20 protein-coding genes are annotated in these 25,690 nt (G+C 59.0%); 16 read left to right on the forward strand and 4 right to left on the reverse strand.

What is annotated here, in order from left to right; all coding sequences use genetic code 11:
• Positions 1 to 189 precede the first annotated feature (189 nt).
• The 10 genes from rpsF to azu all read left to right on the forward strand — a co-directional run bounded on the left by rpsF (position 190) and on the right by azu (position 14,032).
• Positions 190 to 633: a 30S ribosomal protein S6 gene (gene rpsF, locus MME58_RS02560; RefSeq protein ID WP_055005466.1), complete on the forward strand. Its 444-nt coding sequence runs from the start codon at positions 190 to 192 to the stop codon at positions 631 to 633.
• Positions 634 to 661: 28 nt separating this feature from the next.
• Positions 662 to 892, forward strand: coding sequence for a 30S ribosomal protein S18 (gene rpsR / locus MME58_RS02565; RefSeq protein WP_002551829.1), 231 nt, complete (start codon positions 662 to 664; stop codon positions 890 to 892).
• Positions 893 to 931: 39 nt separating this feature from the next.
• Positions 932 to 1,828, forward strand: coding sequence for a YybS family protein (locus MME58_RS02570; protein ID WP_054986052.1), 897 nt, complete (start codon positions 932 to 934; stop codon positions 1,826 to 1,828).
• A gap of 19 nt (positions 1,829 to 1,847) precedes the next feature.
• The gene (rplI, locus tag MME58_RS02575) at positions 1,848 to 2,294 is read left to right on the forward strand and encodes a 50S ribosomal protein L9 (RefSeq protein ID WP_003317208.1); all 447 of its coding nucleotides are present in this window, start codon (positions 1,848 to 1,850) and stop codon (positions 2,292 to 2,294) included.
• Between the two features lie 123 nt (positions 2,295 to 2,417).
• Entirely contained in the window at positions 2,418 to 3,812 is a 1,395-nt protein-coding gene (dnaB, locus tag MME58_RS02580; protein ID WP_002551832.1) for a replicative DNA helicase, read from the forward strand.
• Positions 3,813 to 3,919: 107 nt separating this feature from the next.
• Positions 3,920 to 6,229: a YgiQ family radical SAM protein gene (locus tag MME58_RS02585; RefSeq protein ID WP_055005467.1), complete on the forward strand. Its 2,310-nt coding sequence runs from the start codon at positions 3,920 to 3,922 to the stop codon at positions 6,227 to 6,229.
• Between the two features lie 446 nt (positions 6,230 to 6,675).
• On the forward strand, positions 6,676 to 9,954 hold the full coding sequence (locus MME58_RS02590) for a transglutaminase family protein (RefSeq protein ID WP_054986050.1): 3,279 nt from the start codon (positions 6,676 to 6,678) through the stop codon (positions 9,952 to 9,954).
• An 89-nt stretch (positions 9,955 to 10,043) separates the two neighbouring features.
• A complete protein-coding gene (locus tag MME58_RS02595) occupies positions 10,044 to 12,539 on the forward strand; it encodes a circularly permuted type 2 ATP-grasp protein (RefSeq protein WP_055005468.1) in 2,496 nt (831 codons plus the stop codon).
• Positions 12,539 to 13,432, forward strand: a complete 894-nt coding sequence (locus tag MME58_RS02600) for a transglutaminase family protein (RefSeq protein ID WP_054986048.1) — start codon at positions 12,539 to 12,541, stop codon at positions 13,430 to 13,432. The genes MME58_RS02595 and MME58_RS02600 overlap by 1 nt, the downstream gene beginning before the upstream one ends.
• Before the next feature lie 153 nt (positions 13,433 to 13,585).
• On the forward strand, positions 13,586 to 14,032 hold the full coding sequence (gene azu / locus MME58_RS02605; RefSeq protein WP_054986047.1) for an azurin: 447 nt from the start codon (positions 13,586 to 13,588) through the stop codon (positions 14,030 to 14,032).
• A gap of 209 nt (positions 14,033 to 14,241) precedes the next feature.
• Here the strand turns inward: azu and nadE are convergent, their stop codons facing one another.
• From nadE to MME58_RS02620, 3 genes are all read right to left on the reverse strand, one after another.
• Positions 14,242 to 15,069, reverse strand: a complete 828-nt coding sequence (gene nadE / locus MME58_RS02610) for an ammonia-dependent NAD(+) synthetase (protein WP_055005469.1) — start codon at positions 15,067 to 15,069, stop codon at positions 14,242 to 14,244.
• Positions 15,070 to 15,095: 26 nt separating this feature from the next.
• The gene (gene pncB, locus MME58_RS02615; RefSeq protein ID WP_054986062.1) at positions 15,096 to 16,319 is read right to left on the reverse strand and encodes a nicotinate phosphoribosyltransferase; all 1,224 of its coding nucleotides are present in this window, start codon (positions 16,317 to 16,319) and stop codon (positions 15,096 to 15,098) included.
• Between the two features lie 99 nt (positions 16,320 to 16,418).
• Complete coding sequence (locus MME58_RS02620) at positions 16,419 to 17,324, reverse strand: LysR substrate-binding domain-containing protein (RefSeq protein ID WP_054986045.1); 906 nt, start codon at positions 17,322 to 17,324, stop codon at positions 16,419 to 16,421.
• 494 nt (positions 17,325 to 17,818) lie between these two features.
• Between MME58_RS02620 and MME58_RS02625 the strand changes: the two genes are divergently transcribed.
• The 6 genes from MME58_RS02625 (at position 17,819) to MME58_RS02650 (ending at position 24,413) form a co-directional block, all read left to right on the forward strand.
• Complete coding sequence (locus MME58_RS02625; protein ID WP_054986044.1) at positions 17,819 to 18,955, forward strand: branched-chain amino acid ABC transporter substrate-binding protein; 1,137 nt, start codon at positions 17,819 to 17,821, stop codon at positions 18,953 to 18,955.
• A gap of 159 nt (positions 18,956 to 19,114) precedes the next feature.
• Positions 19,115 to 20,029, forward strand: coding sequence for an ABC transporter permease subunit (locus MME58_RS02630; protein WP_055005470.1), 915 nt, complete (start codon positions 19,115 to 19,117; stop codon positions 20,027 to 20,029).
• A gap of 2 nt (positions 20,030 to 20,031) precedes the next feature.
• Positions 20,032 to 21,345 carry a high-affinity branched-chain amino acid ABC transporter permease LivM gene (livM, locus tag MME58_RS02635; RefSeq protein WP_055005471.1) on the forward strand — a complete coding sequence of 438 codons (1,314 nt, stop codon included), beginning with the start codon at positions 20,032 to 20,034 and terminating at the stop codon, positions 21,343 to 21,345.
• Positions 21,342 to 22,217 carry an ABC transporter ATP-binding protein gene (locus MME58_RS02640; protein ID WP_004654666.1) on the forward strand — a complete coding sequence of 292 codons (876 nt, stop codon included), beginning with the start codon at positions 21,342 to 21,344 and terminating at the stop codon, positions 22,215 to 22,217. The genes livM and MME58_RS02640 overlap by 4 nt, the downstream gene beginning before the upstream one ends.
• Positions 22,214 to 22,930, forward strand: coding sequence for an ABC transporter ATP-binding protein (locus MME58_RS02645; RefSeq protein ID WP_003317226.1), 717 nt, complete (start codon positions 22,214 to 22,216; stop codon positions 22,928 to 22,930). Before MME58_RS02640 ends, MME58_RS02645 begins: the two co-directional genes overlap by 4 nt.
• Positions 22,931 to 23,648: 718 nt before the next feature.
• Positions 23,649 to 24,413 (forward strand): SDR family oxidoreductase, encoded by a 765-nt coding sequence (locus MME58_RS02650; protein WP_054986041.1) that lies wholly within the window; start codon positions 23,649 to 23,651, stop codon positions 24,411 to 24,413.
• 35 nt (positions 24,414 to 24,448) lie between these two features.
• Here the strand turns inward: MME58_RS02650 and MME58_RS02655 are convergent, their stop codons facing one another.
• Complete coding sequence (locus MME58_RS02655; protein WP_055005476.1) at positions 24,449 to 25,663, reverse strand: AGE family epimerase/isomerase; 1,215 nt, start codon at positions 25,661 to 25,663, stop codon at positions 24,449 to 24,451.
• Between the last annotated feature and the right edge of the window lie 27 nt (positions 25,664 to 25,690).

A 25,690-nucleotide genomic window follows, 5' to 3' on the forward strand; every position in this document is an offset into this window, starting at 1 on the left:
AGGTTGCGCCATGCGATCTGCTCATTAATTCACCAATTGCCTTGCGCCTCCCTCGACCCTTCTCTACAATTGCGCCCCTTGCTGTCACGGCAGGCGCGCATGTGCCTGTCCCTGAGCAAGACCAACAGTGTCATTCACTCCTTGTCTGACCGCTTCTGAGCGGCAGGCTACAACCCGTAAGGAGCATTCATGCGTCATTACGAAATTATCTTTTTGGTCCACCCGGATCAAAGCGAGCAAGTCGGCGGCATGGTAGAGCGTTACACCAAGCTGATCGAAGAAGACGGCGGCAAAATCCACCGTCTGGAAGATTGGGGCCGTCGTCAACTGGCTTACGCAATCAACAATGTTCACAAGGCTCACTACGTGATGCTGAACGTTGAGTGCACTGGCAAGGCTCTGGCCGAGCTGGAAGACAACTTCCGTTACAACGATGCTGTGATCCGTAACCTGGTCATCCGTCGCGACGAAGCCGTAACCGGCCAGTCCGAGATGCTCAAGGCTGAAGAGAACCGCAGTGAGCGCCGTGAGCGTCGTGACCGTCCTGAGCACTCCGACAGCGCCGATGGCGATGACGGCGACAACAGCGACAACAGCGACAACAGCGACGTTAGCGATAACGCTGACGAGTAATCCACGGACCTTTTGAGGAGCCAATTACATGGCACGTTTCTTCCGTCGTCGTAAATTCTGCCGCTTCACCGCTGAAGACGTCAAAGAGATCGATTACAAAGATCTCAACACTCTGAAAGCCTACGTATCCGAGACCGGCAAAATCGTTCCAAGCCGTATCACTGGTACAAAAGCACGTTATCAGCGTCAGCTGGCCACCGCTATCAAGCGTGCCCGCTTCCTGGCCCTGCTGGCCTACACCGACAGCCACGGCCGCTGAGACCAGGTAGTCGACAAAACGTAACAAAGGATAGAAAGCATGCGTGCCCTGGCTGAATTCATCATGCGCGGCCGTATGCAGGCCACTCTTGTAGTGGCCGGATGTGCGGCATTGCCGCTGTTGTTCTGGTTAAGTGCTGCCGCGGGGTGCCTTGTGCTCCTGCGACGCGGGTTCAGTGATGCCGTTGGTGTCCTGTCCTGGGCTCTGCTGCCGGCTTTGGTCTGGTGGTATTTCGGCGAACCTCGTACAGCCATGGTGCTGGCCGGTTCGCTGGGTTTGGCAATGGTTTTGCGTGCCAGCGAGTCCTGGGTCCGTGTGCTGCTGGTCAGCGTGGCTTTGGGTGTGGTGTATGCAGTCATTCTGGGCACGGTTTTTCGCGAACCTCTGGAAGCAATGTCGCAGGAATTGCAGAAACATCTGCCGACAATGCTGGCCGGGCTCTACGAGCAGTTGAACGTAGAAGAGCGAGCGCGTCTGGGAGCACTGATTGCACCCGTCCTGAATGGCCTGATAGCGGCTGTGCTGCAGATCGTCAGTGTGCTATGCCTGATTCTGGGGCGGTACTGGCAAGCAATGTTGTACAACCCTGGTGGTTTCGGGCGTGAATTTCGCGCCGTGAAACTTCCCCTGGTGCCTGCGTTGGTGCTGGTGGTGTGCATGCTGGTGGGGCCGAATTTCGGTCCGCAGATAGCAATGCTTACACCGCTGTGCAGCGTACCGCTGGTCTTTGCGGGCCTGGCCCTGATTCACGGACTGGTCGCTGAAAAGCGTCTGTCCAGATTCTGGCTGGTAGGGATGTACATCACGCTGCTGGTGTTCATGCAACTGATCTATCCGTTGCTCGTGGTAATTGCCATTGTCGACAGCCTGATTGATTTTCGCGGTCGCCGGATTTCGAAAGATCCCGGCAATGGCCCTGCGAACGGTGAAGGTTAAAAGTTAAGAGGATTTCCACATGCAACTGATCCTTCTGGAAAAAGTCGCCAACCTGGGCAACCTGGGCGACAAAGTAAACGTTAAGGCCGGTTACGGTCGTAACTACCTGCTGCCTTACGGCAAAGCAACCGCTGCAACCGCTGCCAACGTGGCTGCGTTTGAAGAGCGTCGTGCCGAGCTGGAAAAACTGGCTGCAGACAAGAAAGCATCTGCCGAAACTCGCGCTGCCCAACTGGCTGAGCTGGAAGTGACTATCACTGCCACCGCTGGTGACGAAGGCAAGCTGTTCGGTTCGATCGGTACTCACGACATCGCTGATGCACTGACCGCCTCCGGCGTTGAAGTTGCAAAAAGCGAAGTTCGTCTGCCGAACGGCACTATCCGCAACGTTGGCGAATTCGACGTAGCCGTGCACCTGCACAGCGACGTAGAAGCGACGGTACGCGTTGTCGTAGTGGCTGCTTAAGCAATACGTAATCGTCTGGCGGCATTGCCGTCAGAGGATTAACATCGGGCACGATCCTGTTCACAGGTCGTGCCCTTTGTCTTTGTGCCATCCCCATTCTGCAAACCTCGAATTGAAGTGGCCATGAACGATATTTCCACCCCCGAACAATACGATCTGCAAACCGCTGCCCTGAAGGTGCCGCCGCATTCCATCGAGGCCGAGCAGGCCGTACTAGGTGGCTTGATGCTGGACAATAACGCCTGGGAGCGGGTGCTTGATCAAGTTTCCGATGGTGATTTCTATCGACATGACCACCGCCTGATATTCCGCGCCATTGCCCGGCTGGCCGATCAGAACAGCCCGATTGACGTAGTGACGCTGGCTGAGCAACTGGACAAGGAAGGGCAGACCTCGCAAGTGGGTGGCCTGGGCTATCTCAGCGAGCTGGCGAAAAATACGCCCTCTGTCGCCAACATCAAAGCCTACGCGCAGATCGTCCGTGCGCGAGCCACATTGCGGCAGTTGATCGGCATCAGTACCGAAATCGCCGACAGTGCGTTCAACCCGGAAGGCCGGACCGCAGAAGAAATTCTTGACGAGGCTGAGCGGCAGATATTCCAGATCGCCGAAGCGCGCCCCAAAACGGGCGGCCCGGTCAGCGTCAACGATCTGCTGACCAAGGCAATCGACCGTATCGATACCCTGTTCAACAGTGATAACGCCATTACCGGTCTGTCGACCGGGTATACCGATCTCGATGAAAAAACCAGCGGCATGCAGCCCGCCGACCTGATCATCGTTGCCGGACGTCCGTCGATGGGCAAGACCACCTTCGCCATGAACCTGGTTGAAAACGCAGTGCTGCGCAGTGACAAGGTGGTTCTGGTCTACTCGCTGGAGATGCCAGGCGAATCGCTGATCATGCGTATGTTGTCCTCGCTGGGTCGCATCGACCAGACCAAGGTGCGGGCCGGCCAGCTTGATGACGATGACTGGCCGCGTCTGACATCGGCGGTCAATCTGCTCAATGACCGCAAACTGTTCATCGACGACACGGCCGGTATCAGCCCGTCCGAAATGCGTGCGCGGACGCGGCGGATCGTGCGTGAGCATGGCGACATTGCCATGATCATGATCGACTACCTGCAGTTGATGCAGATTCCCGGTTCGAGCGGTGACAACCGGACCAACGAGATTTCCGAGATTTCGCGCTCGCTCAAGGCGCTGGCCAAAGAGTTCAATTGCCCGGTCATTGCCCTGTCGCAGCTCAACCGCTCGCTGGAGCAGCGGCCGAACAAGCGTCCGATCAACTCCGACCTGCGGGAATCCGGAGCGATCGAGCAGGATGCCGACGTGATCATGTTCGTTTACCGGGATGAGGTGTATCACCCGGAAACCGAGCACAAGGGTATAGCCGAGATCATCATCGGCAAGCAGCGTAACGGGCCCATCGGCACCACGCGCCTGGCATTCATCGGCAAATACACACGTTTCGAGAATCTGGCACCGGGCAGTTACAACTTCGACGACGATTGATCCCCGCCCAGGTATGTCAAATCCGACCACCGCCGTCGGACTTGATCAAAAAATGTGCTATATTCCGCGCCCGCGATTTTTCCAACGTGCAAACGTAGGTCCTGAACATGCAAGCAGCCAAGCCGTTATTTGACTATCCCAAGTACTGGGCCGAATGTTTCGGACCGGCACCTTTCCTGCCCATGAGCCGGGAAGAGATGGATCTGCTTGGCTGGGATTCTTGCGACATCATCATTGTTACCGGTGATGCGTACGTGGATCACCCGTCTTTCGGCATGGCGATCATCGGTCGTCTGCTCGAGTCCCAGGGCTTTCGCGTCGGGATCATTGCGCAGCCCAACTGGCAGTCCAAAGACGACTTCATGAAGCTCGGCGAGCCGAACCTGTTCTTCGGTGTCGCTGCCGGCAACATGGATTCGATGATCAACCGCTACACCGCAGACAAGAAAATTCGCTCCGATGACGCCTATACCCCTGGCGGCATGGCTGGCAAACGCCCGGATCGCGCCAGTCTGGTCTATAGCCAGCGTTGCAAGGAAGCTTACAAGCACGTGCCTATCGTGCTCGGCGGCATCGAGGCTTCGCTGCGCCGTATTGCGCACTATGACTACTGGCAGGACAAGGTTCGCAACTCGATCCTGATCGACGCTTGCGCCGACATTCTGCTGTACGGCAACGCCGAGCGTGCGATTGTCGAAGTCGCCCAGCGTCTGTCCTATGGTCACAAGATCGAAGACATCACCGATGTACGTGGCACCGCGTTCATTCGTCGCGACACACCGCAGGGCTGGTACGAAGTCGATTCCACGCGCATTGACCGTCCGGGCAAGGTCGACAAGATCATCAACCCGTACGTCAATACCCAGGACACGCAGGCCTGCGCCATCGAGCAGGAAAAAGGCAACGTCGAGGACCCCAACGAAGCCAAGGTGGTGCAGATTCTTGCCAGCCCGCGCATGACTCGTGACAAGACGGTCATCCGCCTGCCATCGGTGGAAAAGGTTCGTAACGACGCCGTGCTATACGCCCACGCCAACCGCGTGTTGCACCTGGAAACCAACCCGGGCAACGCTCGCGCACTGGTACAGAAGCATGGCGACGTGGACGTCTGGTTCAACCCGCCGCCCATTCCGATGACCACTGAAGAAATGGACTACGTGTTTGGCATGCCTTACGCGCGCGTTCCGCATCCTGCGTACGGCAAGGAAAAGATCCCTGCCTACGACATGATTCGTTTCTCGGTAAACATCATGCGTGGCTGCTTTGGTGGCTGCACCTTCTGCTCGATCACCGAGCATGAGGGGCGGATCATTCAGAACCGCTCCGAAGAGTCGATCATTCGCGAGATCGAAGAGATCCGCGACAAGGTGCCGGGCTTTACCGGGGTTATTTCCGACCTGGGCGGGCCGACCGCGAACATGTATCGCATCGTCTGCAAAAGCCCGGAGATCGAGTCTGCCTGCCGCAAGCCGTCTTGCGTATTCCCGGGCATCTGTCCGAACCTGAATACCGATCACTCGTCGCTGATCCAGCTGTATCGCAGCGCCCGTGCATTGCCGGGCGTGAAGAAAATCCTGATCGCCTCCGGCCTGCGCTACGACCTTGCTGTCGAGTCGCCGGAATACGTCAAGGAACTGGTCACGCACCATGTGGGTGGTTACCTGAAGATTGCCCCGGAACACACCGAGGAAGGTCCGCTCAACCAGATGATGAAGCCGGGCATTGGCAGCTATGACAAGTTCAAGCGCATGTTCGAGAAGTACACCAAGGAAGCAGGCAAGGAGCAATACCTGATTCCCTACTTCATCGCCGCCCATCCGGGTACTACCGATGAAGACATGATGAACCTGGCATTGTGGCTCAAGGGCAACGGTTTCCGCGCGGATCAGGTGCAGGCCTTCTACCCGTCGCCGATGGCCACTGCCACGGCCATGTACCATTCGGGCAAGAACCCGTTACGCAAGGTTACCTACAAGAGCGACGGGGTCACCATCGTGAAGAGCGAAGCGCAGCGTCGTTTGCACAAGGCATTCCTGCGTTATCACGATCCGAAAGGCTGGCCGATGCTGCGCGAGGCACTGGAGCGTATGGGCCGTGCCGATCTGATCGGGTCGGGCAAGGATCAACTGATCCCGTTGCATCAGCCGGCGACCGACAGCTATCAAAGCGCGCGCCGCAAGAACTCGACGCCAGCGGGCAGCCACAAGGTTGCGAAAAACGCCAAGACCACGTTGATCCAGACCCAGCACACCGGCCTGCCGCCACGTGGCAGTGATGGCAGCAAGCCCTGGGACAAGCGCGAAGAGGCCAAGGCTGCCGCAATGGCGCGCAACAAGCAGGCCGCCAAGGAGCGCATGGATGCAGCCAAAGGCAAGGGCACCAAACCGCCAAAGCGCAAGCCAGTGGTGCCACGCTAACGCTCGGCGCATAGCGCCGCCTGCTTGTAGAGAGGCGACGCAGAGCGTCCAGAGCGGCATGCCCACGCGGAGCGTGGGCACGATAGTCAGTGGATGATCGTCCCTCACGCTCCCGGACGGCCACGATAGTTGAGGTTATCGTTCCTCACGCTCCAGCGTGGGGATGCCGTTCTTGACGCTCCGCGTCACACCACTTGCGCCATGCAGCTCTGTCTATCAATGCCACGTAGCCACGGCGCTCACAATTCTTCACCCCCCATTCGATCCCTCTGCCACACTGTCTGCCTTATTAACGTGCAACCCTTGCACCGTCAGCTCAGGCTGGCACGATTTTGGTGCTGCGCCTTGCGGGGCGTGCAAGGCCAATGTCGTTGGCGCATGACTTTGACCGGATGGCATAAGTCTTGCGCGGCTCAATTACCGTTCAGGCTCGCAGGAGGCACGCCGTGTCGATTCATATTGCCTTGCACCATGTCACGCATTATCGCTACGAACGCGATGTCGAACTGGGTCCTCAGATCGTACGCCTGCGCCCGGCCGCCCACAGCCGCACACGCGTGCTGTCGTACGCGCTGAAAGTCCTGCCCGAAAACCACTTCATCAACTGGCAGCAGGATCCTCAAGGCAATTATCTGGCGCGTCTGGTCTTTCCGGAAAAGACCAGCGAGTTTCGCGTCGAGGTCGACCTGGTCGCCGAGATGGCGGTGTTCAACCCATTCGACTTTTTCCTGGAGCCGTACGCCGAGAACATCCCGTTTACCTATGCCAGCGAAGAGCAGCGCGAGTTGGCACCGTATTTGGAAAAACTGCCGCTGACGCCCAGATTTCAGGCGTATTTGAACAGCATCAGTCGCGAGCCGATCCCCGCTATCGACTTTCTGGTGGGCCTCAATCAGCGCCTGAGTCAGGACGTCGCTTACCTGATCCGCATGGAGCCGGGGGTGCAGACCCCCGAGTTCACCCTGGAGAACGCCTCGGGCTCGTGCCGAGACTCGGCGTGGCTGCTGGTGCAGCTGTTGCGCCATCTGGGCATGGCGGCGCGATTCGTATCCGGCTATCTCATCCAGCTCAAGGCTGACGTCGAGGCGCTGGACGGGCCATCGGGCACTGACGTCGACTTTACCGACCTGCACGCCTGGTGTGAGGTCTATCTGCCGGGCGCAGGCTGGGTCGGGCTGGATGCGACTTCCGGCCTGTTCGCAGGTGAAGGGCATATCCCGCTGGCGTGCAGCCCGGAGCCGTCATCCGCAGCGCCGATCAGCGGCCTGGTCGAGCCGTGCGAAACCGATTTCAGCCATGAAATGTCGGTCGAGCGCATCTGGGAGGCTCCGCGTGTCACCAAGCCCTACACCGAAGAGCAATGGCAGAGCATTCAGTCTCTTGGACGGCAGATCGACGCCGATCTGTTGCGTGACGATGTGCGCCTGACCATGGGCGGCGAGCCGACATTTGTGTCCATTGATGACCGTGACGGTCCCGAGTGGAATACGGCCGCGCTGGGGCCTCGCAAGCGCGAGCTCTCTGCCGAGCTGTTTCAGCGCATGCGTGCCCATTACGCGCCGCTGGGGATTGTGCATTTCGGCCAGGGCAAGTGGTATCCGGGCGAGCAGTTGCCGCGCTGGTCGCTGAACTGCTTCTGGCGCAAGGACGGCCAGCCGGTCTGGCGCAACAATGGGCTTATCGCCGATGAAACACGGGACTATAGCGCTACCGGCGAGCTGGCCGGGCGTTTTCTGGCCAGCGTTGCCGAGCGCCTGAAACTGCCGGCCCGTTTCGTTTTTCCGGCCTACGAAGACAACTTCTATTACCTGTGGCGTGAAGGCGCATTGCCGGTCAACGTCACGGCCGAAGACTCTCGACTGGGCGACGAGCTCGAGCGTGCGCGTCTGCGCAAGGTCTTTGCCCAAGGGCTGGACAAGATGATCGGTCAGGTCCTGCCGCTGGCTCGCAACGCGGACGGTGACAGCTGGCAGAGTGGCCGCTGGTACCTGCGTGACGAGCATTGCCGTCTGGTGCCGGGGGATTCTGCGCTGGGCTATCGATTGCCGCTGGCGTCGCAGCCTTGGGTCAAGGCGGCGGAATACCCGTTCATTCATCCGACCGACCATAACCAGGACTTCCCCGAACTGGCCGACAGCGACTCGCTGACCTCGGCGCTCAAGTCCACAGAAAAGGATGCAGAGCGCTCACCGAAGATCGATGAGTCGGCCGACTGGCTGACCCGCACAGCGTTGTGTGCGGAAGCACGCGAAGGTCGGCTGTACCTGTTCATGCCGCCTTTGCAGAAGCTTGAGGAATACCTTGAGTTGGTGGCTGTGATCGAAGCGACTGCCGAAGAGCTGCAATGCCCGGTTCTGCTGGAAGGCTACGAGCCGCCGAGCGATCCGCGTCTGTGCAACTTCCGCATCACGCCTGATCCGGGCGTGATCGAGGTCAATGTGCAACCCTCCGCCAGTTGGGACGAGCTGGTTGAGCGCACCGAGTTTCTTTATGAACAGGCGCGTCTCACGCGCCTGACTACCGAGAAGTTCATGATCGACGGGCGTCACACCGGCACCGGTGGCGGTAACCATTTTGTGCTGGGCGGTGCGACACCGGCGGATTCGCCGTTTTTGCGTCGTCCGGACCTGTTGCGCAGCCTGATCAGCTATTGGCACAACCATCCATCGCTGTCGTACCTGTTTTCCGGCCTGTTCATCGGTCCGACCTCGCAGGCACCCCGCGTTGATGAAGCGCGCAACGATTCGCTTTACGAAATGGAAATCGCTTTTGCGCAGATGCCGGAGCCAGGCGAGGAGGTTGCGCCGTGGGTGGTGGACCGTCTGTTGCGTAACCTGCTGATCGACGTGACCGGCAATACTCACCGTGCCGAGTTCTGCATCGACAAGCTGTACTCGCCCGATGGCGCGACTGGGCGTCTGGGGCTGCTGGAACTGCGTGCCTTCGAGATGCCGCCGCATGCCCGCATGAGCCTGGCGCAGCAGTTGTTGCTGCGAGCGCTGGTGGCGCGCTTCTGGCGTGAGCCTTATGCACCGGCCAAACTGGCGCGCTGGGGCACACAATTACACGACCGATTCATGCTGCCGCACTTCATCGAGCAGGACTTTGCCGACGTGGTTGCCGACCTCAATGCGGCAGGCTATCCGGTGCAGGCCGACTGGTTTTCCGCGCACCTGGAGTTCCGCTTCCCGAAAGTAGGGGATTACGCCGTAAACGGTATCGAACTGGAACTGCGTCAGGCCCTGGAGCCCTGGCATGTGTTGGGCGAAGAGGGCTCGGCTGGCGGTGCCGTGCGGTATGTCGATTCGTCGCTGGAGCGTTTGCAGGTGCATCTCACCGGGCTGCCACCGCAGCGTTACGTATTGACCTGCAACGGTGTCGCGGTGCCTTTGCAGCCAACCGGGCGGGTCGGCGAGTTCGTTGCGGGAGTGCGTTATCGAGCATGGCAACCGGCCAATTGCCTGCAACCGACCATCGGCGTGCATGCGCCGCTGGTTTTCGATTTGCTCGACACCTGGATGCACCGCTCGCTGGGCGGCTGCGAGTATCATGTCGCCCACCCGGGCGGCCGCAATTATGAAACCTTGCCGGTCAACGCCAACGAAGCGGAAAGCCGTCGCCTGTCACGTTTCTTCCGCATCGGTCACACACCCGGCAAACTCGATGTTCCGGCGCTCAACATTAACGACGAGCTGCCGATGACGCTGGATATGCGTCTGCATTAGAAAAACAGTGGCTCTGTGCGTCAGATGCACACGGACGTGACATCTGACTGCACTAATCTGAAGTCCTTACGTTGCCTGCCGAGCCTTCCATGCCCGACCTGCTTGACCATTACCCGCTGTCCGAGGGTACTTACCACGAAATGCTCGACGCCGATGGCGCTGTTCGCCCGCACTGGCGCCGCCTGTACGAGCACATGCAGCGCAGCACTGCTGCGCAACTGATCCAGCGCCAGGCCTTGCTGACCCGGCAGATTCAGGAAAACGGTGTCACCTACAACGTTTATGCCGACCCCAAGGGCGCTGATCGCCCATGGGAGCTGGACCTGTTGCCGCACATCATCGCTGCGGATGAGTGGCAACACGTAGCGGCAGGGATTGCCCAGCGTGCACGACTGCTCAATGCGGTGCTTACGGACCTTTACGGCCCGCAGACGCTGATCGCCAACGGTTTGTTGCCTGCCGAGCTGGTATTTGGCCATAACAACTTTCTCTGGCCGTGTCAGGGTGTAAAGCCCCCTGAAGGGACGTTCCTGCACATGTACGCCGTCGATCTGGCGCGTACCCCGGACGGACGCTGGTGGGTCACGGCTGACCGTACTCAGGCGCCTTCGGGAGCCGGTTATGCGCTGGAAAACCGCCAAAGCGTTGCGCGAGCGCTGCCTGAAACCTATCGCGACCTGCAAGTCCGGCATCTGTCGGGCTTCTTCGACGCCTTGCAGCAGACGCTCGTCCGTCAGGCGCCAACCAGCAACGAGGCACCTCTGGTGGTCCTGCTGACGCCGGGGCGCTTCAACGAAAGTTACTTCGAGCACTTGTACCTGGCGCGGCAACTGGGTTACCCGCTGGTCGAGGGTGGCGATTTGACCGTGCGCGATGCCACTGTCTACCTGAAAACCCTCAGCGGTCTGCGTCGGGTCCACGCTATCATGCGTCGTCTGGACGATGACTTTTGTGATCCTCTGGAATTGCGCACCGATTCTGCGCTCGGTGTGCCGGGGCTGCTGGAGGCGGTACGCCGGGGCAATGTACTGGTCGCCAACGCGCTGGGCAGTGGTGTTCTGGAGTCTCCGGGGCTGCTTGGCTTCCTGCCGAAAATCAGCCAGTACCTGTTCGGTGAGGATCTGATCCTGCCATCGGTTGCGACCTGGTGGTGCGGAGAGCCGCCGGTGCTCGCTCAGGCGCTGGAGAAACTGCCTGATCTGTTGATCAAACCTGCGTTCCCCTCGCAGCACTTCGCTCCCGTGTTCGGTCGTGATTTGACTGAGGCGCAACGCGACGCGCTTGCCCAGCGCATGCAGTCGCGGCCCTATGCCTACGTCGCTCAGGAGCTGGCGCAGTTGTCCCATGCCCCGGTGTTGCAGGCCGATGGCGCAGGTTTGCAGCCGCGGGCCATCGGCATGCGCGTATACGCAGTGGCCAGCCTCGACGGTTATCGCGTGCTGCCGGGCGGTCTGACCCGAGTGGCCGCCGAGGCCGATGCCGACGTAGTCTCGATGCAGCGCGGCGGGGCGAGCAAGGACACCTGGGTGCTGGGCGAGCGCTCGCACCTCGGCGAGCCCTGGAAGGGGCAGCGCACGCTGGGCGTTTACGATCTGATTCGTCGTGATCCTTATCTGCCGTCGCGGGTGGTGGAGAACCTGTTCTGGTTCGGGCGTTACTGCGAACGTTGCGATGACAGTGCACGGTTGCTGCGCATTATGTTGACGCGCTACGTCGATGATGACGATCCCCTCGCGTTGCAGGCAGCCGTCGCCCTGGCCGAGAGCCTGGGCATGCTGCCTGAGGCGCAGGAGGGCGAAGAGTTGAAGGATCGCCTGCTGGTCGCGTTGCTGGGAGACGAGTGGCCGTTCAGCCTGCGCGCCAACCTGCAGCGTTTGCAGTGGGCGGCCTCACAGGTACGCGGCAAGTTGTCGAGAGAGAACTGGCAGGCGCTGGTCGAATTGCAGCGCGAGGCTTTGAGTCTGGAAACCGAAGAGCCGGATTTTGGCGAACTGCTGGATTTCCTTAACCGTCTGGTGATGTCCTTGGCAGCGCTTTCCGGTTTTGCACTGGACGACATGACCCGCGACGAAGGCTGGAGCTTCCTGATGGTCGGTCGGCGTATCGAACGACTGAAGTTTCTCAGCACCAGCCTGGCGGCGTTTCTGCGCGGCTCGGCCGTCTCGGAAAAGGCCGGGCTGGAGTGGTTGCTGGAGCTGGGCAACAGCAGCATCACCTATCGTTCGCGGTACATGGCGGTGCCGCACTTGATTCCAGTGCTGGACCTGTTGCTGCTCGACGAGCAAAACCCGCATGCGGTGTTGTTTCAGCTCAAGCTGGTGCAACGCTCGCTGCGCCGCCTGAACGACGAGTTCGATGCGCCGCGCGACAGCAGCCTGGCGGTGCTGGCTCAGCGCCTTGCCGCATTCGATCTGGGCAGTCTGGAGAACCCGCTGTTCGGCCAGAGCAGTATCGACGCGGTCCTCGACGGGCTGGCCGATCTGCTGCAGAGCATTGGCGACAGCAGTGGCCAGGCATCCGATCGCTTGGCGCTGCGCCATTTTGCCCACGTCGATGACGTCAGCCAACGTACGGTATCTGTCTGATGAGCGCCTTCTACCAGATTTTTCATGACACGCATTACAAGTACGACAGCCCGGTCTCGCTGGCCCAGCAACTGGCGCACCTGTGGCCGCGCAGCAGCCCGTGGCAGCGTTGCACCGAGCAGGCACTGGAGATTTTTCCGGAACCCACTACGCGCCGTGATGAGCTGGATGTGTTCGGCAACCCGCTGACCCGACTGGCGTTCGAGCGCCCGCACGACGAGTTGCAGGTCAATGCACGGTTGCGTGTCGAAGTACTGGAGCGGCCGTTTCTGGATTTCAATCTGTCGCCGGAGTGGGAGGTGACTCGCAGTGCGCTGACCTACAGCGCCAAACCGATGACCGAAGATATTCTGGAAGCCTGCCGCTATCGCTTCGAATCCCCCTACGTGCATTTGAAGCGCTCGTTCGTTGAGTTCTCACAGCAATGTTTCCCACCGGGACGCCCTTTGTTGTTGTGTGTGCAGGCGCTGATGGAAAAGATTTTTGACGAATTCACCTTTGATGACGAAGCGACTCAGGTTGCCACGCCGCTGGTGGAAGTGCTGGAACGGCGCCGGGGTGTCTGTCAGGACTTTGCTCATTTGATGCTGGCGTGCCTGCGCTCTCGCGGCCTCGCGGCGCGCTACGTAAGTGGCTATCTGCTGACCCAGCCACCTCCCGGCCAGCCCCGACTGATCGGTGCCGATGCCTCGCATGCTTGGGTATCGGTGTTCTGTCCGGCCTCTGGCTGGGTCGATTTCGACCCGACCAACAATGTGCAGCCTGCTCTGGAGCACGTCAGCCTGGCCTGGGGGCGTGACTTCTCCGACGTGTCGCCTTTGCGTGGTGTGATTCTGGGCGGTGGTGCGCATGATCCGGACGTTAGGGTGACGGTGATGCCGGTCAGCGGCTAATTACCTGTCGGGGTGAATCGTTCTTCAAGAGGGCGCTTTGTCGTAAGCGTCCGAGAGGCCATTTGACGCACGTCCTTGGAACCCCGGCCCCGATCGGGCACTCTCTTCTACGTCAGTTTTTACGTTAATCAAGTTTCTGCCCTGGAGATTCAAATGATTCGCAAGCTTGTAGCGATTTCGCTGTTGTCGTTGGCCAGTGGTCAGTTGCTGGCCGCCGAGTGCTCGGCTACCGTCGATTCGACCGATCAAATGATGTACGACACCAAAGCCATTGAGATCGACAAAAGCTGCAAGGAATTCACTGTCAACCTGGCTCACTCCGGCAGCCTGCCCAAGAATGTCATGGGCCATAACTGGGTACTGAGCAAGAAGTCTGATACCCAGTCAATCGTCACTGACGGCATGGCAGCGGGTATCGACAAGGATTATTTGAAGCCGGACGACACTCGCGTCATTGCCCACACTAAAATCATCGGCGCTGGCGAGAAGGACGCGGTGACGTTTGATGTGTCGAAACTGGACCCTGCACAGGAATACCAGTTCTTCTGCACCTTCCCCGGCCATATCAGCATGATGAAAGGCGCTGTGACCCTCAAGTAACGACAGGTCCCTTGAGCAGTGTGAGGAGCGTCGCCCGATAGTTGAGATTATCGTTCCTCACGCTCCAGCGTGGGAATGCCTTGGGTAACGCTCTGCGTCACAGATCTGCGCCGCGTCGCACATTCAGGATCGGACGCAGAGCGCCCAGAAGGGCGTACCCACGCGGAGCATGGGCACAATAGAGCTATCTCGTTTCTGCACGAATCCGCTCAAGGCGCGTAAGGCAGCTCGCGTTTGTGCTGGGTCTTGGCGTAGGTTTCGCAGATGATTTTGAAGGCTTCCTCGCGCACCGGTTCGCCGTGCAGGAAGGCATCGATCTCGGCGTAGGTCACGCCGTGCGAGGCTTCGTCCGGTTTGCCGGGGGAGAGGTCTTCCAGATCCGCCGTCGGCACTTTCTCGACCAGTGATTCCGGTGCGCCGAAATGGCGGGCGATGGCGCGTACCTGATTTTTCACCAGGCCGCTCAACGGTGCCAGATCGCATGCGCCGTCACCAAACTTGGTGAAGAAACCCATGACCGCTTCGGCAGCGTGGTCAGTGCCGATCACCAGCCCGTGATAGGCCCCGGCCACCGTGTACTGGGCGACCATACGCATGCGCGCCTTGGTGTTGCCGAGCACGAAATCCACCGAGCTGGCCGGTAGCCCGTCGAACGCCTTCACTTCCGCAGCCAGCGCCTTGACGCTGGAGCCAATGTTGATGGTATGACGCTCGTCCGGCTCGATGAAGTCGACAGAGGCCTGCGCTTCGTGCTCATCGGCCTGGACCACATAAGGCAGTCGCACCGCGATGAAGCGATAGCTATCGTCACCCGTGCTTGCACGCAGTTCCTTGACCGCGCGCTGCGCTAGCAGGCCGGCCGTCAGCGAATCGACACCGCCACTGATGCCAAGCACCAGCGTTTTGAGCCGTGCGTTCAGCAGACACTCCTTGATGAAGTTGACGCGGCGGGCAACCTCGGCCTGCAGCGCGGTCTGGTCCGCGAAAGGTGGCTGGACCTTGAGCTGTTCAGCAATCTGGCGCTGTACGGCGTGCATGATTCACTCCTCGTAAATAGGACAATTCAAGCTGGTTTTTCTGGGCTCGGCAAATCCGGCACCTTGAACACATGCCGCATGTAGGCGACAAAATTGGGGTCCTTGCACTGCGTTTTGCCGGGTTCGTCGGAAATCTTCGCCACGGCCTGACCGGCACATGCTGTCATTTTCAGCACCATGTTCATGGGCGCGATGCCGGGTATGTCGGCGGTCAGATTAGTGCCGATGCCGAAGCTCACATTGATACGTCCGCGCAGCGCCCGAAAGATATCGAGTGCCTTGGGCAGGTTCAGACCGTCGGAAAACACCAGCGTCTTGCTCATCGGATCAATACCGAGCTTCTGGTAATGCGAGATGCATTTTTCGGCCCACTTCACCGGGTCGCCCGAATCATGACGCAGACCGTCGAACAGTTTCGCGAAGTACAGATCGAAGTCATTCAGAAATGCGTCAGTGGTAATGCAGTCTGTCAGGGCGATGCCCAGCAGACCGCGGTACTCGCGGACCCAGCAATCGAGCGCGGCAATCTGGCTGTCGATCAGCCGCGGTCCCAGTTGCTGATGGGCCATGATCCACTCGTGAGCCATTGTGCCCAATGGTTTCAGGTCAAGCTGGCGCGCCAGATGCACATTGCTGGTGCCAACGAACTGGCCTGGAAAGTCTTGCTTGAGCACGCCAAGCACTTCTTCCTGCACCCGATAGGAAAACCGTCTGCGGGTCCCGAAGTCCGCCACTTTCAGTTCGGCCAGTTCATCGGCCGTGGCGTGGGTGGTCAGCCATTCGAACTTGTCGTACAGGCGGTCGCGCGCCTGGATGAGCAGGGTGTCCGGATAACGATGCCGGTTGCGCACCTCGCTGACGATCGCCAGCAGGGGTACTTCGAACAGGATGACATGCAGCCAGGGACCGTGCAGGCGAATGCACAGCTCATCGTTTTCGATGCTGGTTTTCACATAGCGGGTGTTGAAGCGGAACAGCCCCAGAAACCTTAGAAAATCTGGTTTGAGGAATGTGATGCGTTCTAGAAAAGCTAAGTGTTCGGGGCTCAGGGAGAGTTCGCACAACAGCTCGATCTGGTGCCTGATCTCGTCCAGGTAGGGGCGAAGATCCTCCCCGTTGCGGCAGCGAAACTCCCATTCAACATCCACGTTGGGGTAGTTGTGCAGTACCGCCTGCATCATGGTCAGCTTGTAGAAGTCGGTATCGAGCAGACTTTGCACGATGCGATCGGAGAAGGCGCTCTCGTTTATCAAATGGGGGTCTCCAGAGCAGCCGGATAACGGTGGGCGCGTGATTTCCTGTCTTTCATCGCGGAAGGCTCACGGCCGGATGGGGGTACATTGTCGCCCTTAACGTGCCGGTTGATCCAACTGTTCCAGCATCCACTGCAGAAAAACCCGGATTTTAGGCACGTCGGCAGTGTGTTCCGGATAGGACAGGTAATAGGCGCTGTTAGTGCTGGGCAATGCGTAATCCCATGCAATCGCCAGCTTGCCCTCGGCCAGTTCTTCCTCCACCAGAAAGCGTGGCAACAGTGCGACGCCGCAACCGACCTGGGCAGCGCGGATGCACATATAGAACGTTTCAAAGCGCGGCCCGTGATAGCTGTGGTCGGTGTGATAGCCCTGACTTTCGAACCATTCGTGCCATGCCTCGGGGCGGAATGCATTCTGCAGCAGGACCAGTTCGCTCAGTTGAGTCGGGTCAGTGAGCGGCGTATCCGGCAGGCTTTCAGGTGAGCACACCGCCACCAGTTCCTCGCCAAACAGCTTCACGCTTTCGGCACCGGGGATGGCAGCCTGGCCGAAATAGAACGACACGTCACACCGGCCTTTGATCAGATCGTCGGACTCCTGTTCGTTGATCAGGTCGAGGTGAATATGCGGGTGACGCAAACGCCATCCCTTCAGGCGCGGCACCAGCCAGCGGGCACCGAACGTCGAAGGCGTGGAAACCCGCAGCACTTCGGTTTCTCCACCATAGGAGCGCAGGAAGTGGGTGGACATCTCTATCTGGGTCAGAATCTTGCGCACTTCGGCCAGGTACAGCGCACCGGCTGGTGTCAGTTGCAGGCGACGGCGGACCCGCTGAAACAACAAGTGCTGCACCAGTTCTTCGAGCTGCGCCACCTGTTTGCTGACGGCGCTCTGAGTCAGGTTGAGTTCTTCGGCTGCGCGGGTGAAGCTCAAATGCCGGGTCACCGCCTCAAAGCATTGCAAGGCGGCTATCGAAGGCAGATGACGTTTGTTCAGCATGATGGCTTCTCTGTTTGCGGCGCGAGGGTACTGGGCGTTATGAATAATCGGAATGATATCTCGCTTAAACGTCATTTGTCGGGTGTAGGCAGGGAGGTTATTACTTCCCTAGCGGGGTGCGCGTTGCAGAATCTGGCGTCGACTCCGGCAACTGCCGTTGAGTCCGCGAGCCTTAAATGGTGCGTCTCGTAGCGTTCGCGCACCGGGCGTGTGCATTTCGGTGACGTGTGCTGTTACAGGTGGGTTGCCCATCATGGCATGCACTGGTTGCTACTAGAGTGCGCGTGGGTTGCTCTTTTCTCTTCCGAGGTTGCACCTTGCGCGCCCGAAGTAACCACGGTGCCCTGTTGCGCGGCGTTGAATGATGGAACGACACGAAAAACACGACATCGCCCTCAACCAAAAAGCGATGGCACGCGCCTTGCTCTGAGCAACTCTGTATCTGTTCGATCATGAAAGTGCCAACTAAAAAAATACCCTCAGGAGCACCACTTATGTCGCATACGTTTTACAGGAAAGGTTTTCTGGCAATCGCAGTGGCTACTGCATTGGGCGTGTCTTCGTTTGCACAGGCGGACGTGAAAATCGGCGTAGCGGGCCCAATGACCGGCGCGAACGCGTCGTTTGGTCAGCAGTACATGAAGGGCGCGCAGGCAGCAGCCGATGCGATCAATGCGGCAGGGGGGGTCAACGGGGAGAAAATCGTACTGGTCTCGGGCGATGACGCTTGTGAGCCCAAGCAGGCCGTGGCAATTGCCAACCGCCTGGTGGATCAGGACAAGGTGATTGGCGTGGTCGGGCACTTCTGCTCGTCGTCAACCATCCCGGCGTCTGAAATCTATGACGAAGCAGGCGTGATTGCCATTACGCCCGGCTCGACCAACCCGACAGTGACCGAGCGTGGTCTGAAAGATATGTTCCGCATGTGCGGTCGCGATGACCAGCAGGGTGTCGTTGCGGGGGACTACATCGTCGACGTGCTCAAAGGCAAGAAAGTCGCCGTCATCAATGACAAGGACACCTACGGCAAGGGCCTCGCGGACGCAACGGCCGCTCAGTTGACCAAGCGTGGCGTCAAGCCGATCCTCGAAGAGGGTCTGACCCGTGGCGAGAAAGATTTCAGTGCTCTGGTCACGAAGATTCGTTCGACCGGTGCTGACGTCGTTTACTTCGGCGGCCTGCACCCGGAAGCCGGCCCACTTGTACGTCAGATGCGCGAGCAGGGCCTCAAGGATGTCCGGTTCATGTCCGATGACGGCATCGTGACTGACGAACTGGTCACCACTGCCGGTGGTGCGCAGTACGTTGACGGCGTCTACATGACCTTCGGGGCCGATCCGCGCGTTCTGCCGGACAGCAAGGCGGTTGTGGACGAGTTCCGCAAGTCCGGTTATGAGCCTGAAGGCTATACCCTCTACGCCTACGCTTCCATACAGGCCCTGGCTGCCGGTTTCAACGGTGCCAAATCCAACAAGGGCGACAAGGCTGCCGAGTGGCTCAAGGCCAACCCGGTCAAGACCGTCATGGGTGAAAAGGCTTGGGATAGCAAAGGCGACCTGAAAGTCTCCGATTATGTGGTCTACCAGTGGGACGCCGTCGGCAAATACAAGCAGCTCGAAAAACAGAAGTGAGACAGGCCCTGTCAGCCCTGCCTTCCAGGTGTTGACCCGGTGATGGGCTCGCCCATGAGCGAGCCCGCATCTTTTTTATCGTTTTCGGACCTGACGGTCGCGCCTCACGAGGGTGTGATCGGCAGGGTGCCGAGCTGCCTTTCAGTGTGAGCGTGCGTGATGGATGGAATCTTCCTGCAACAAATGGTCAACGGACTCACCCTCGGGTCCGTCTATGGCCTTATCGCCATCGGCTATACGATGGTCTACGGCATCATCGGCATGATCAACTTCGCCCACGGCGACGTGTACATGATTTCCGCCTACCTGGCCGCCATCGGTCTCGCGGTTCTGTCTTTCTTCGGACTGGAGTCGTTTCCATTCCTGATTCTCGGCACGCTGATTTTCACCATTGTGGTGACGGGCGTGTACGGGTTTGTTATCGAACGTGTGGCTTACAAGCCGCTGCGCAACTCGACCCGGCTGGCACCGTTGATCAGCGCTATCGGTATTTCCCTGATCCTGCAGAACTACGCACAGATCAGCCAGGGTGCGCGCCAGCAAGGCGTGCCTACACTGCTCGAAGGTGCGTGGCGCTTTGAAATCGGTAGCGGCTTCGTGCAGATCACCTACACCAAAATCTTCATCCTCATCGCCGCTTTTGTCGGCATGGGCGTGCTGACCTACATCATCAAATACACCAAGCTGGGCCGTATGTGCCGCGCCACGCAGCAGGACCGCAAGATGGCGTCGATCCTCGGTATCAACACTGACCGGGTTATTTCCTACGTGTTCATCATCGGTGCTGCGCTGGCTGCGCTGGCCGGTGTACTGATCACCATGAACTACGGCACGTTCGACTTCTATGCCGGATTCATTATCGGCATCAAGGCATTCACTGCCGCCGTGCTGGGCGGGATCGGCTCGTTGCCGGGCGCCATGTTGGGCGGTTTGATCCTGGGGGTTGCCGAGTCGCAGTTCTCCGGGCTGATCAACTCCGATTACAAAGACGTGTTCAGTTTTGGCCTGTTGGTGCTGATCCTGATCTTCCGTCCCCAAGGCCTGCTGGGTCGCCCACTTGTGGCGAAGGTATAAGTATGTCCGTTCCTGTTGCTGCTCCTGTCCCCAAACCTGTCGAAATCAAGAAAAGCCTGATCGATGCCGTGGTCGCAGGGCTGCTTGCCCTGATCGTGTTCGGTCCCATCGTCGGTATCGTGCTCGATGGCTACAGCTTCAACCTGCAGCCGACCCGCGTCGCCTGGCTGGTGGCCGTGGTCATGGTCGGGCGTTTTCTGCTCAGCCTGTTCCTGCAAACGCCCAGAGGCATACGTGTTTCCCAGAGCTTTGAAAGCTCCGACTCGGGTGTGCATGTACTCAAGCCCGATCATAAATCGAGCCTGTACTGGATCATTCCGATACTGATCGTGATTGCCATTGTGTTCCCGATCTTCGCCAACAAGTACATCCTGACCGTGGTCATCCTCGGGCTCATCTACGTATTGTTGGGTCTGGGCCTGAACATCGTGGTCGGTCTGGCTGGCCTGCTCGATCTTGGCTATGTGGCGTTTTACGCCATCGGGGCCTACGGTCTGGCACTCGGCTATCAGTATCTCGGGCTGGGCTTCTGGTCGGCGCTGCCGCTGGCGGCAATTGCCGCAGCACTTGCCGGATGTATTCTGGGTTTTCCGGTGTTGCGCATGCACGGCGACTATCTGGCCATCGTGACGCTGGGTTTTGGTGAGATCATTCGTCTGGTGCTCAATAACTGGCTGTCGTTTACAGGCGGTCCGAATGGCGTGCCTGTGCCGTCGCCGACGTTCTTCGGCCTGGAGTTCGGGCGTCGCGCCAAGGACGGTGGCGTTCCGATCCATGAATATTTCGGTTTCGACTACAACCCGGACCTGAAATTCCTGTTCATCTACACCGTGCTGTTTCTCGTCGTGCTGGCCGTGTTATTCATCAAGCATCGTCTGACTCGCATGCCGATCGGCCGCGCCTGGGAAGCCCTGCGCGAGGACGAGATTGCCTGCCGCTCAATGGGGCTCAATCATGTGCTGGTCAAGCTGTCGGCGTTTACCATCGGCGCTTCGACAGCGGGGCTGGCCGGTGTGTTTTTTGCCAGCTATCAAGGCTTCGTCAACCCGACCTCGTTTACCTTTTTCGAGTCGGCGCTGATTCTGGCGATTGTGGTGCTGGGCGGCATGGGGTCGACCGTAGGTGTGGTTATCGCTGCGTTCGTGCTGACCGTTGCGCCTGAACTGTTGCGTAGCTTCTCCGAGTACCGCGTGCTGCTGTTCGGTATCCTGATGGTCTTGATGATGATCTGGCGCCCACGCGGGCTGATCCGCATCAGCCGCACGGGCGTGAAACCGCGCAAGGGTGCGCTGGTGACAGAAGGAGGTGCGCGATGAGCAATGAAGTGATTCTTTCCGTCGAGCACCTGATGATGCACTTCGGCGGCATCAAGGCCCTCAGCGACGTCAGTCTCAAGGTCCGCCGTAACTCGATTTTCGCCCTGATCGGCCCCAACGGCGCAGGCAAGACCACCGTGTTCAACTGCCTGACCGGCTTCTACAAGGCCACAGGCGGACGCATCGAACTGCACACCCGCGACAAGACCACCAATGTGATCAGGCTGCTGGGCGAGCCGTTCAAGGCGACCGACTTTGTTTCGCCGAAAAGCTTTTTCAGCCGGGTGTACTACAAAATGTTCGGTGGTACCCATCTGGTCAACAGGGCAGGGCTGGCGCGCACGTTCCAGAACATTCGCCTGTTCAAGGAAATGTCGGTGGTCGAAAACCTGCTGGTTGCCCAGCACATGTGGGTCAACCGCAGCCTGATCAGCGGGATCCTCAATACCAAAGGCTATCGCAAGGCTGAAGAGGATGCGCTCAATACGGCGTTCTACTGGCTGGAAGTCGTGGACCTGGTGGACTGCGCCAATCGTCTGGCGGGCGAGCTGTCCTACGGGCAGCAACGCCGTCTGGAAATCGCCCGTGCCATGTGCACGCGTCCGCAGGTGATTTGCCTGGATGAACCGGCTGCCGGTCTCAACCCGCAGGAAACCGAGGCGCTCAGCGGCATGATTCGCTTGCTGCGCGATGAGCACGACATGACCATTGTGCTGATCGAGCACGACATGGGCATGGTCATGGGGATTTCCGACGATATTGTGGTGCTCGACCACGGCAATGTAATTGCCGCTGGCGGGCCGGAACAGATCCGCAACGATCCGAAAGTGATCGCTGCGTATCTGGGCGCTGATGAAGAGGAGCTGGTATGAGCAAGCCGATCCTCGAGCTGAAAGAGATCGATGTGTTTTACGGGCCGATTCAGGCTTTGAAGAAGGTCTCGCTGCACATAAACGAGGGCGAAACCGTCAGCCTGATCGGCTCCAACGGCGCGGGCAAGTCCACGCTGTTGATGTCGATCTTCGGCCAGCCGCGCGCCGCCAGCGGGCAGATCATCTATCAGGGCACTGACATCACCCAGAAGTCCTCGCATTACATCGCCTCCAACGGCATTGCGCAGTCGCCGGAAGGGCGGCGGGTGTTTCCCGACATGTCGGTCGAAGAAAACCTGATGATGGGCACCATCCCTATCGGCGACAAACATTCGGCCGAAGACATGCAGCGCATGTTCGAACTGTTCCCCAGGCTCAAGGAACGCCGCAATCAGCGCGCCATGACCATGTCGGGTGGCGAGCAGCAAATGCTCGCTATCGCCCGAGCGCTGATGAGCCGTCCAAAGCTGTTGTTGCTTGATGAGCCAAGCCTGGGGCTGGCACCGATCATCGTCAAACAGATCTTCTCGACCCTGCGGGAACTGGCAGCGACTGGCATGACAATCTTTCTGGTCGAGCAGAACGCCAACCATGCGCTGAAGCTGTCTGATCGAGCCTACGTGATGGTCAATGGCGAGATCCGACTGTCCGGCACAGGCAAGGAATTGCTTGTAAATGAAGAGGTCAGGAACGCTTACCTGGGTGGACACTGATTTCGTCAAAACCCTGCCGTTGTTAATGTGCGCCCCGAATGCTCTTGCATCCGGGGCGTCGCTTTTTGCAATTGTGGAAAACAATTTTGACGAACCCTCTGCATGCGACATAAAACCGCTGCAAACGGTTGTTTTGTCACCGTTTTGACTTGTTCAGGTTTACTGTGGAACCGGCTGTTAATAACTTGGGAGTATTTGTCTGCAGCCCTTTATGCATAAGGTCTGTAGCGGTGTGGTTAAATTTTGTACAAAGGTTTTTGACCAACTCTCAGGGGTATTTGTCAACAGCATCCAGGCTGGTCGTTCATACAGGTATTTGAGTTGCAAAGGCTGTGGATAAGTCTGTTAACAAGCCTTGGAAATAGTGATCCAGACGTTACTGCGTGTGGGCTACAGGTCATCACGGTTTTCTGACGCTACATGGCTTCATAGTGGCGCAGGGCAAAGTCAAGGGAAAAACTTCTCCAGACCCGCTGGAGGCCTCGAACCACGGGACCTGCAGCGTAATGACTTGCCCCCAGAGACTGTGTGCCTGACTGTGGATAAGGTGGGCAAAACTGCCTGCGAGGCCCGTGCTGTATGGCTTGGCTCAGGTTGGTTGTTTTTTGTACAAAGACACGGGCTTGTTGCATCGAAGTCCCGCTGACGGGCATTCTGCTGCCCTCGCCAGAACTTATTAACAGGCGCGGCTGTTTTTGCGCCATGTCAGGAGAACGAAATGACTTCCACTGTATTCATCACGGGCGCTACTTCCGGTTTTGGTGAGGCCTGTGCCCGCCGTTTTGCCGAAGCAGGCTGGTCGCTGGTATTGACCGGTCGTCGCAAGGACCGACTGGATGCCTTGAGCGCCGAACTGTCGAAGCAGGCCAAGGTGCATACGCTGGTGCTGGACGTGCGTGACCGCAAGGCGATGGAGAGCGCCATTGCAGATTTGCCTGAAGAGTTTGCCACCATTCGCGGACTGATCAACAACGCCGGTCTGGCGCTGGGCATCGATCCTGCACCCAAGTGCGATCTGGATGACTGGGACACCATGATCGACACCAACGTCAAAGGCCTGGTCTACACCACGCGCCTGCTACTGCCACGCCTGATTGCCCATGGTCGCGGTGCAAGCATCGTCAATCTGGGTTCGGTGGCCGGTAACTATCCTTATCCGGGTGGCAACGTCTACGGCGGCACCAAGGCGTTTGTCGGGCAGTTTTCGCTGAATCTGCGCAACGACCTGATCGGCACTGGCGTGCGTGTCACCAACCTGGAACCGGGGCTGTGCGAAAGCGAGTTCTCGCTGGTGCGGTTCGGGGGCGATCAGGCCAAGTACGACGCTACCTACGCGGGTGCCGAGCCGATCCAGCCTCAGGACATTGCCGACACGATCTTCTGGATCATGAACACCCCGGCGCACGTCAACATCAACAGTCTGGAACTGATGCCTGTCAGCCAGACCTGGGCCGGGTTTGCGATTGATCGTAACCGCGGTTGATTGAGTTGTTGATCGGCCGCGCGAGTGCGGCCCGATCAGCTGTCTGCAGGTGCAGGCGGCGGGAATGCGCTGACGAAGCGATTTTCGACAAAATCGGCCAGTCCTGTGTAACAGGTTGCCAGGTGGTAAGGCGTAGTCGAAGGCATGTCGCTGCGGCTGACAGTGCCATCGGGCTCCACGCATTCGTTCCAGCCCGTGGCATGCAGGAAGCGCTGCGCAAAGGCTGACAGTTGCTCCGTCAAACCCGTCTCGCATTCCGGCCGCAAGGCCATGGCCCGCAGATATTCCGCCTGAGCCCAGATGCGCTGGGTAGCGTCGCGCACTGTGCCATCAAGCGTCAGCGCCGCAGTTACCGCCCCACTCTGAGGATCGACACCCTGCGTCTGAGCGTGGGTAAATGCGCGGGTCATTGAGTCGTGCAGCTCGCGCCCGTGCAGCTCCGGCGACGATTGCAGCAGGAAGAACCACTCGAACTGATGACCTGGCTCGTACCAGTTATCCACAGCGCCCAACGGTTTCTCGAGCATTACCCCAGTGGCAGTGTCGACAAAACGGCGCTGCATGTGGATAAGCAGTGCGTCCAGCGCTGACTGCGTTGCAGGGTCGGCACGCACTGACAGCGTAGCCAGAAAGGCTTCTGCAAGATGCATCAAGGGGTTCTGGAGCGGGCCGGTGCCCAGCGTCGACCAGTCTTCATCGAGTTGCGCTTCATACAGCCCGTCATCATCGGCAAAGCGCTCTGCCACAACGTTGAGCGCCGCATTTAGCACGGATTCTGCCAGCGGGTCCTGTACCTTCGCCCAATAATGTGCGCAGGCAAAAATAATGAAGGCGTGGGTGTAAAGGTCCTTGCGGCGATCCAGAGGTCTGCCCTGCGGATCGATGCTGTAGAACCAGCCGCCATGCTCGGCATCGTGGAAATGCTGTTGTAACGAGCGAAACAACTCGCTGGCCCGAGTCCGCGCATTCGGTACTTCGGCACTCTCGATGAGGCTGGAAAACAGAAACAGCTGACGCGCGCAGGCCATCGCGCGGTAGCGTTGCGGCGGCAGCGGCTGATCGTTTGCGTCGAGCGCTTCGTAAGGCAATGCCAATTGTGTGTTCCAGCCGGGGCCCTGCCAGAGAGGAACGACGACCTGCATGAAATGCTGCTGCAAGGCAGCGAACACCGAGGTCAATTCAGGCGTGGAGGCGGAGCGGGTCACATGGGGCATCGGCTGGCATCGCGGCAGTGTCGAAGTGCGCAGCATGTTATCAGGATTGCTGCTCGCGGGGTC

The sequence above is a fragment of the Pseudomonas syringae pv. tagetis genome, assembly GCF_022557255.1.
In the GTDB taxonomy this organism is placed as follows: domain Bacteria; phylum Pseudomonadota; class Gammaproteobacteria; order Pseudomonadales; family Pseudomonadaceae; genus Aquipseudomonas; species Aquipseudomonas caricapapayae.

Coding starts and splice junctions, on each gene's coding strand:
- rpsF (WP_055005466.1), top strand. CDS start 190: ATGCGTCATTACGAAATTATCTTTTTGGTCCACCCGGATCAAAGCGAG.
- rpsR (WP_002551829.1), top strand. CDS start 662: ATGGCACGTTTCTTCCGTCGTCGTAAATTCTGCCGCTTCACCGCTGAA.
- MME58_RS02570 (WP_054986052.1), top strand. CDS start 932: ATGCGTGCCCTGGCTGAATTCATCATGCGCGGCCGTATGCAGGCCACT.
- rplI (WP_003317208.1), top strand. CDS start 1,848: ATGCAACTGATCCTTCTGGAAAAAGTCGCCAACCTGGGCAACCTGGGC.
- dnaB (WP_002551832.1), top strand. CDS start 2,418: ATGAACGATATTTCCACCCCCGAACAATACGATCTGCAAACCGCTGCC.
- MME58_RS02585 (WP_055005467.1), top strand. CDS start 3,920: ATGCAAGCAGCCAAGCCGTTATTTGACTATCCCAAGTACTGGGCCGAA.
- MME58_RS02595 (WP_055005468.1), top strand. CDS start 10,044: ATGCCCGACCTGCTTGACCATTACCCGCTGTCCGAGGGTACTTACCAC.
- MME58_RS02600 (WP_054986048.1), top strand. CDS start 12,539: ATGAGCGCCTTCTACCAGATTTTTCATGACACGCATTACAAGTACGAC.
- azu (WP_054986047.1), top strand. CDS start 13,586: ATGATTCGCAAGCTTGTAGCGATTTCGCTGTTGTCGTTGGCCAGTGGT.
- nadE (WP_055005469.1), bottom strand. CDS start 15,069: ATGCACGCCGTACAGCGCCAGATTGCTGAACAGCTCAAGGTCCAGCCA.
- MME58_RS02620 (WP_054986045.1), bottom strand. CDS start 17,324: ATGCTGAACAAACGTCATCTGCCTTCGATAGCCGCCTTGCAATGCTTT.
- MME58_RS02625 (WP_054986044.1), top strand. CDS start 17,819: ATGTCGCATACGTTTTACAGGAAAGGTTTTCTGGCAATCGCAGTGGCT.
- MME58_RS02630 (WP_055005470.1), top strand. CDS start 19,115: ATGGATGGAATCTTCCTGCAACAAATGGTCAACGGACTCACCCTCGGG.
- livM (WP_055005471.1), top strand. CDS start 20,032: ATGTCCGTTCCTGTTGCTGCTCCTGTCCCCAAACCTGTCGAAATCAAG.
- MME58_RS02640 (WP_004654666.1), top strand. CDS start 21,342: ATGAGCAATGAAGTGATTCTTTCCGTCGAGCACCTGATGATGCACTTC.
- MME58_RS02645 (WP_003317226.1), top strand. CDS start 22,214: ATGAGCAAGCCGATCCTCGAGCTGAAAGAGATCGATGTGTTTTACGGG.
- MME58_RS02650 (WP_054986041.1), top strand. CDS start 23,649: ATGACTTCCACTGTATTCATCACGGGCGCTACTTCCGGTTTTGGTGAG.
- MME58_RS02655 (WP_055005476.1), bottom strand. CDS start 25,663: ATGCTGCGCACTTCGACACTGCCGCGATGCCAGCCGATGCCCCATGTG.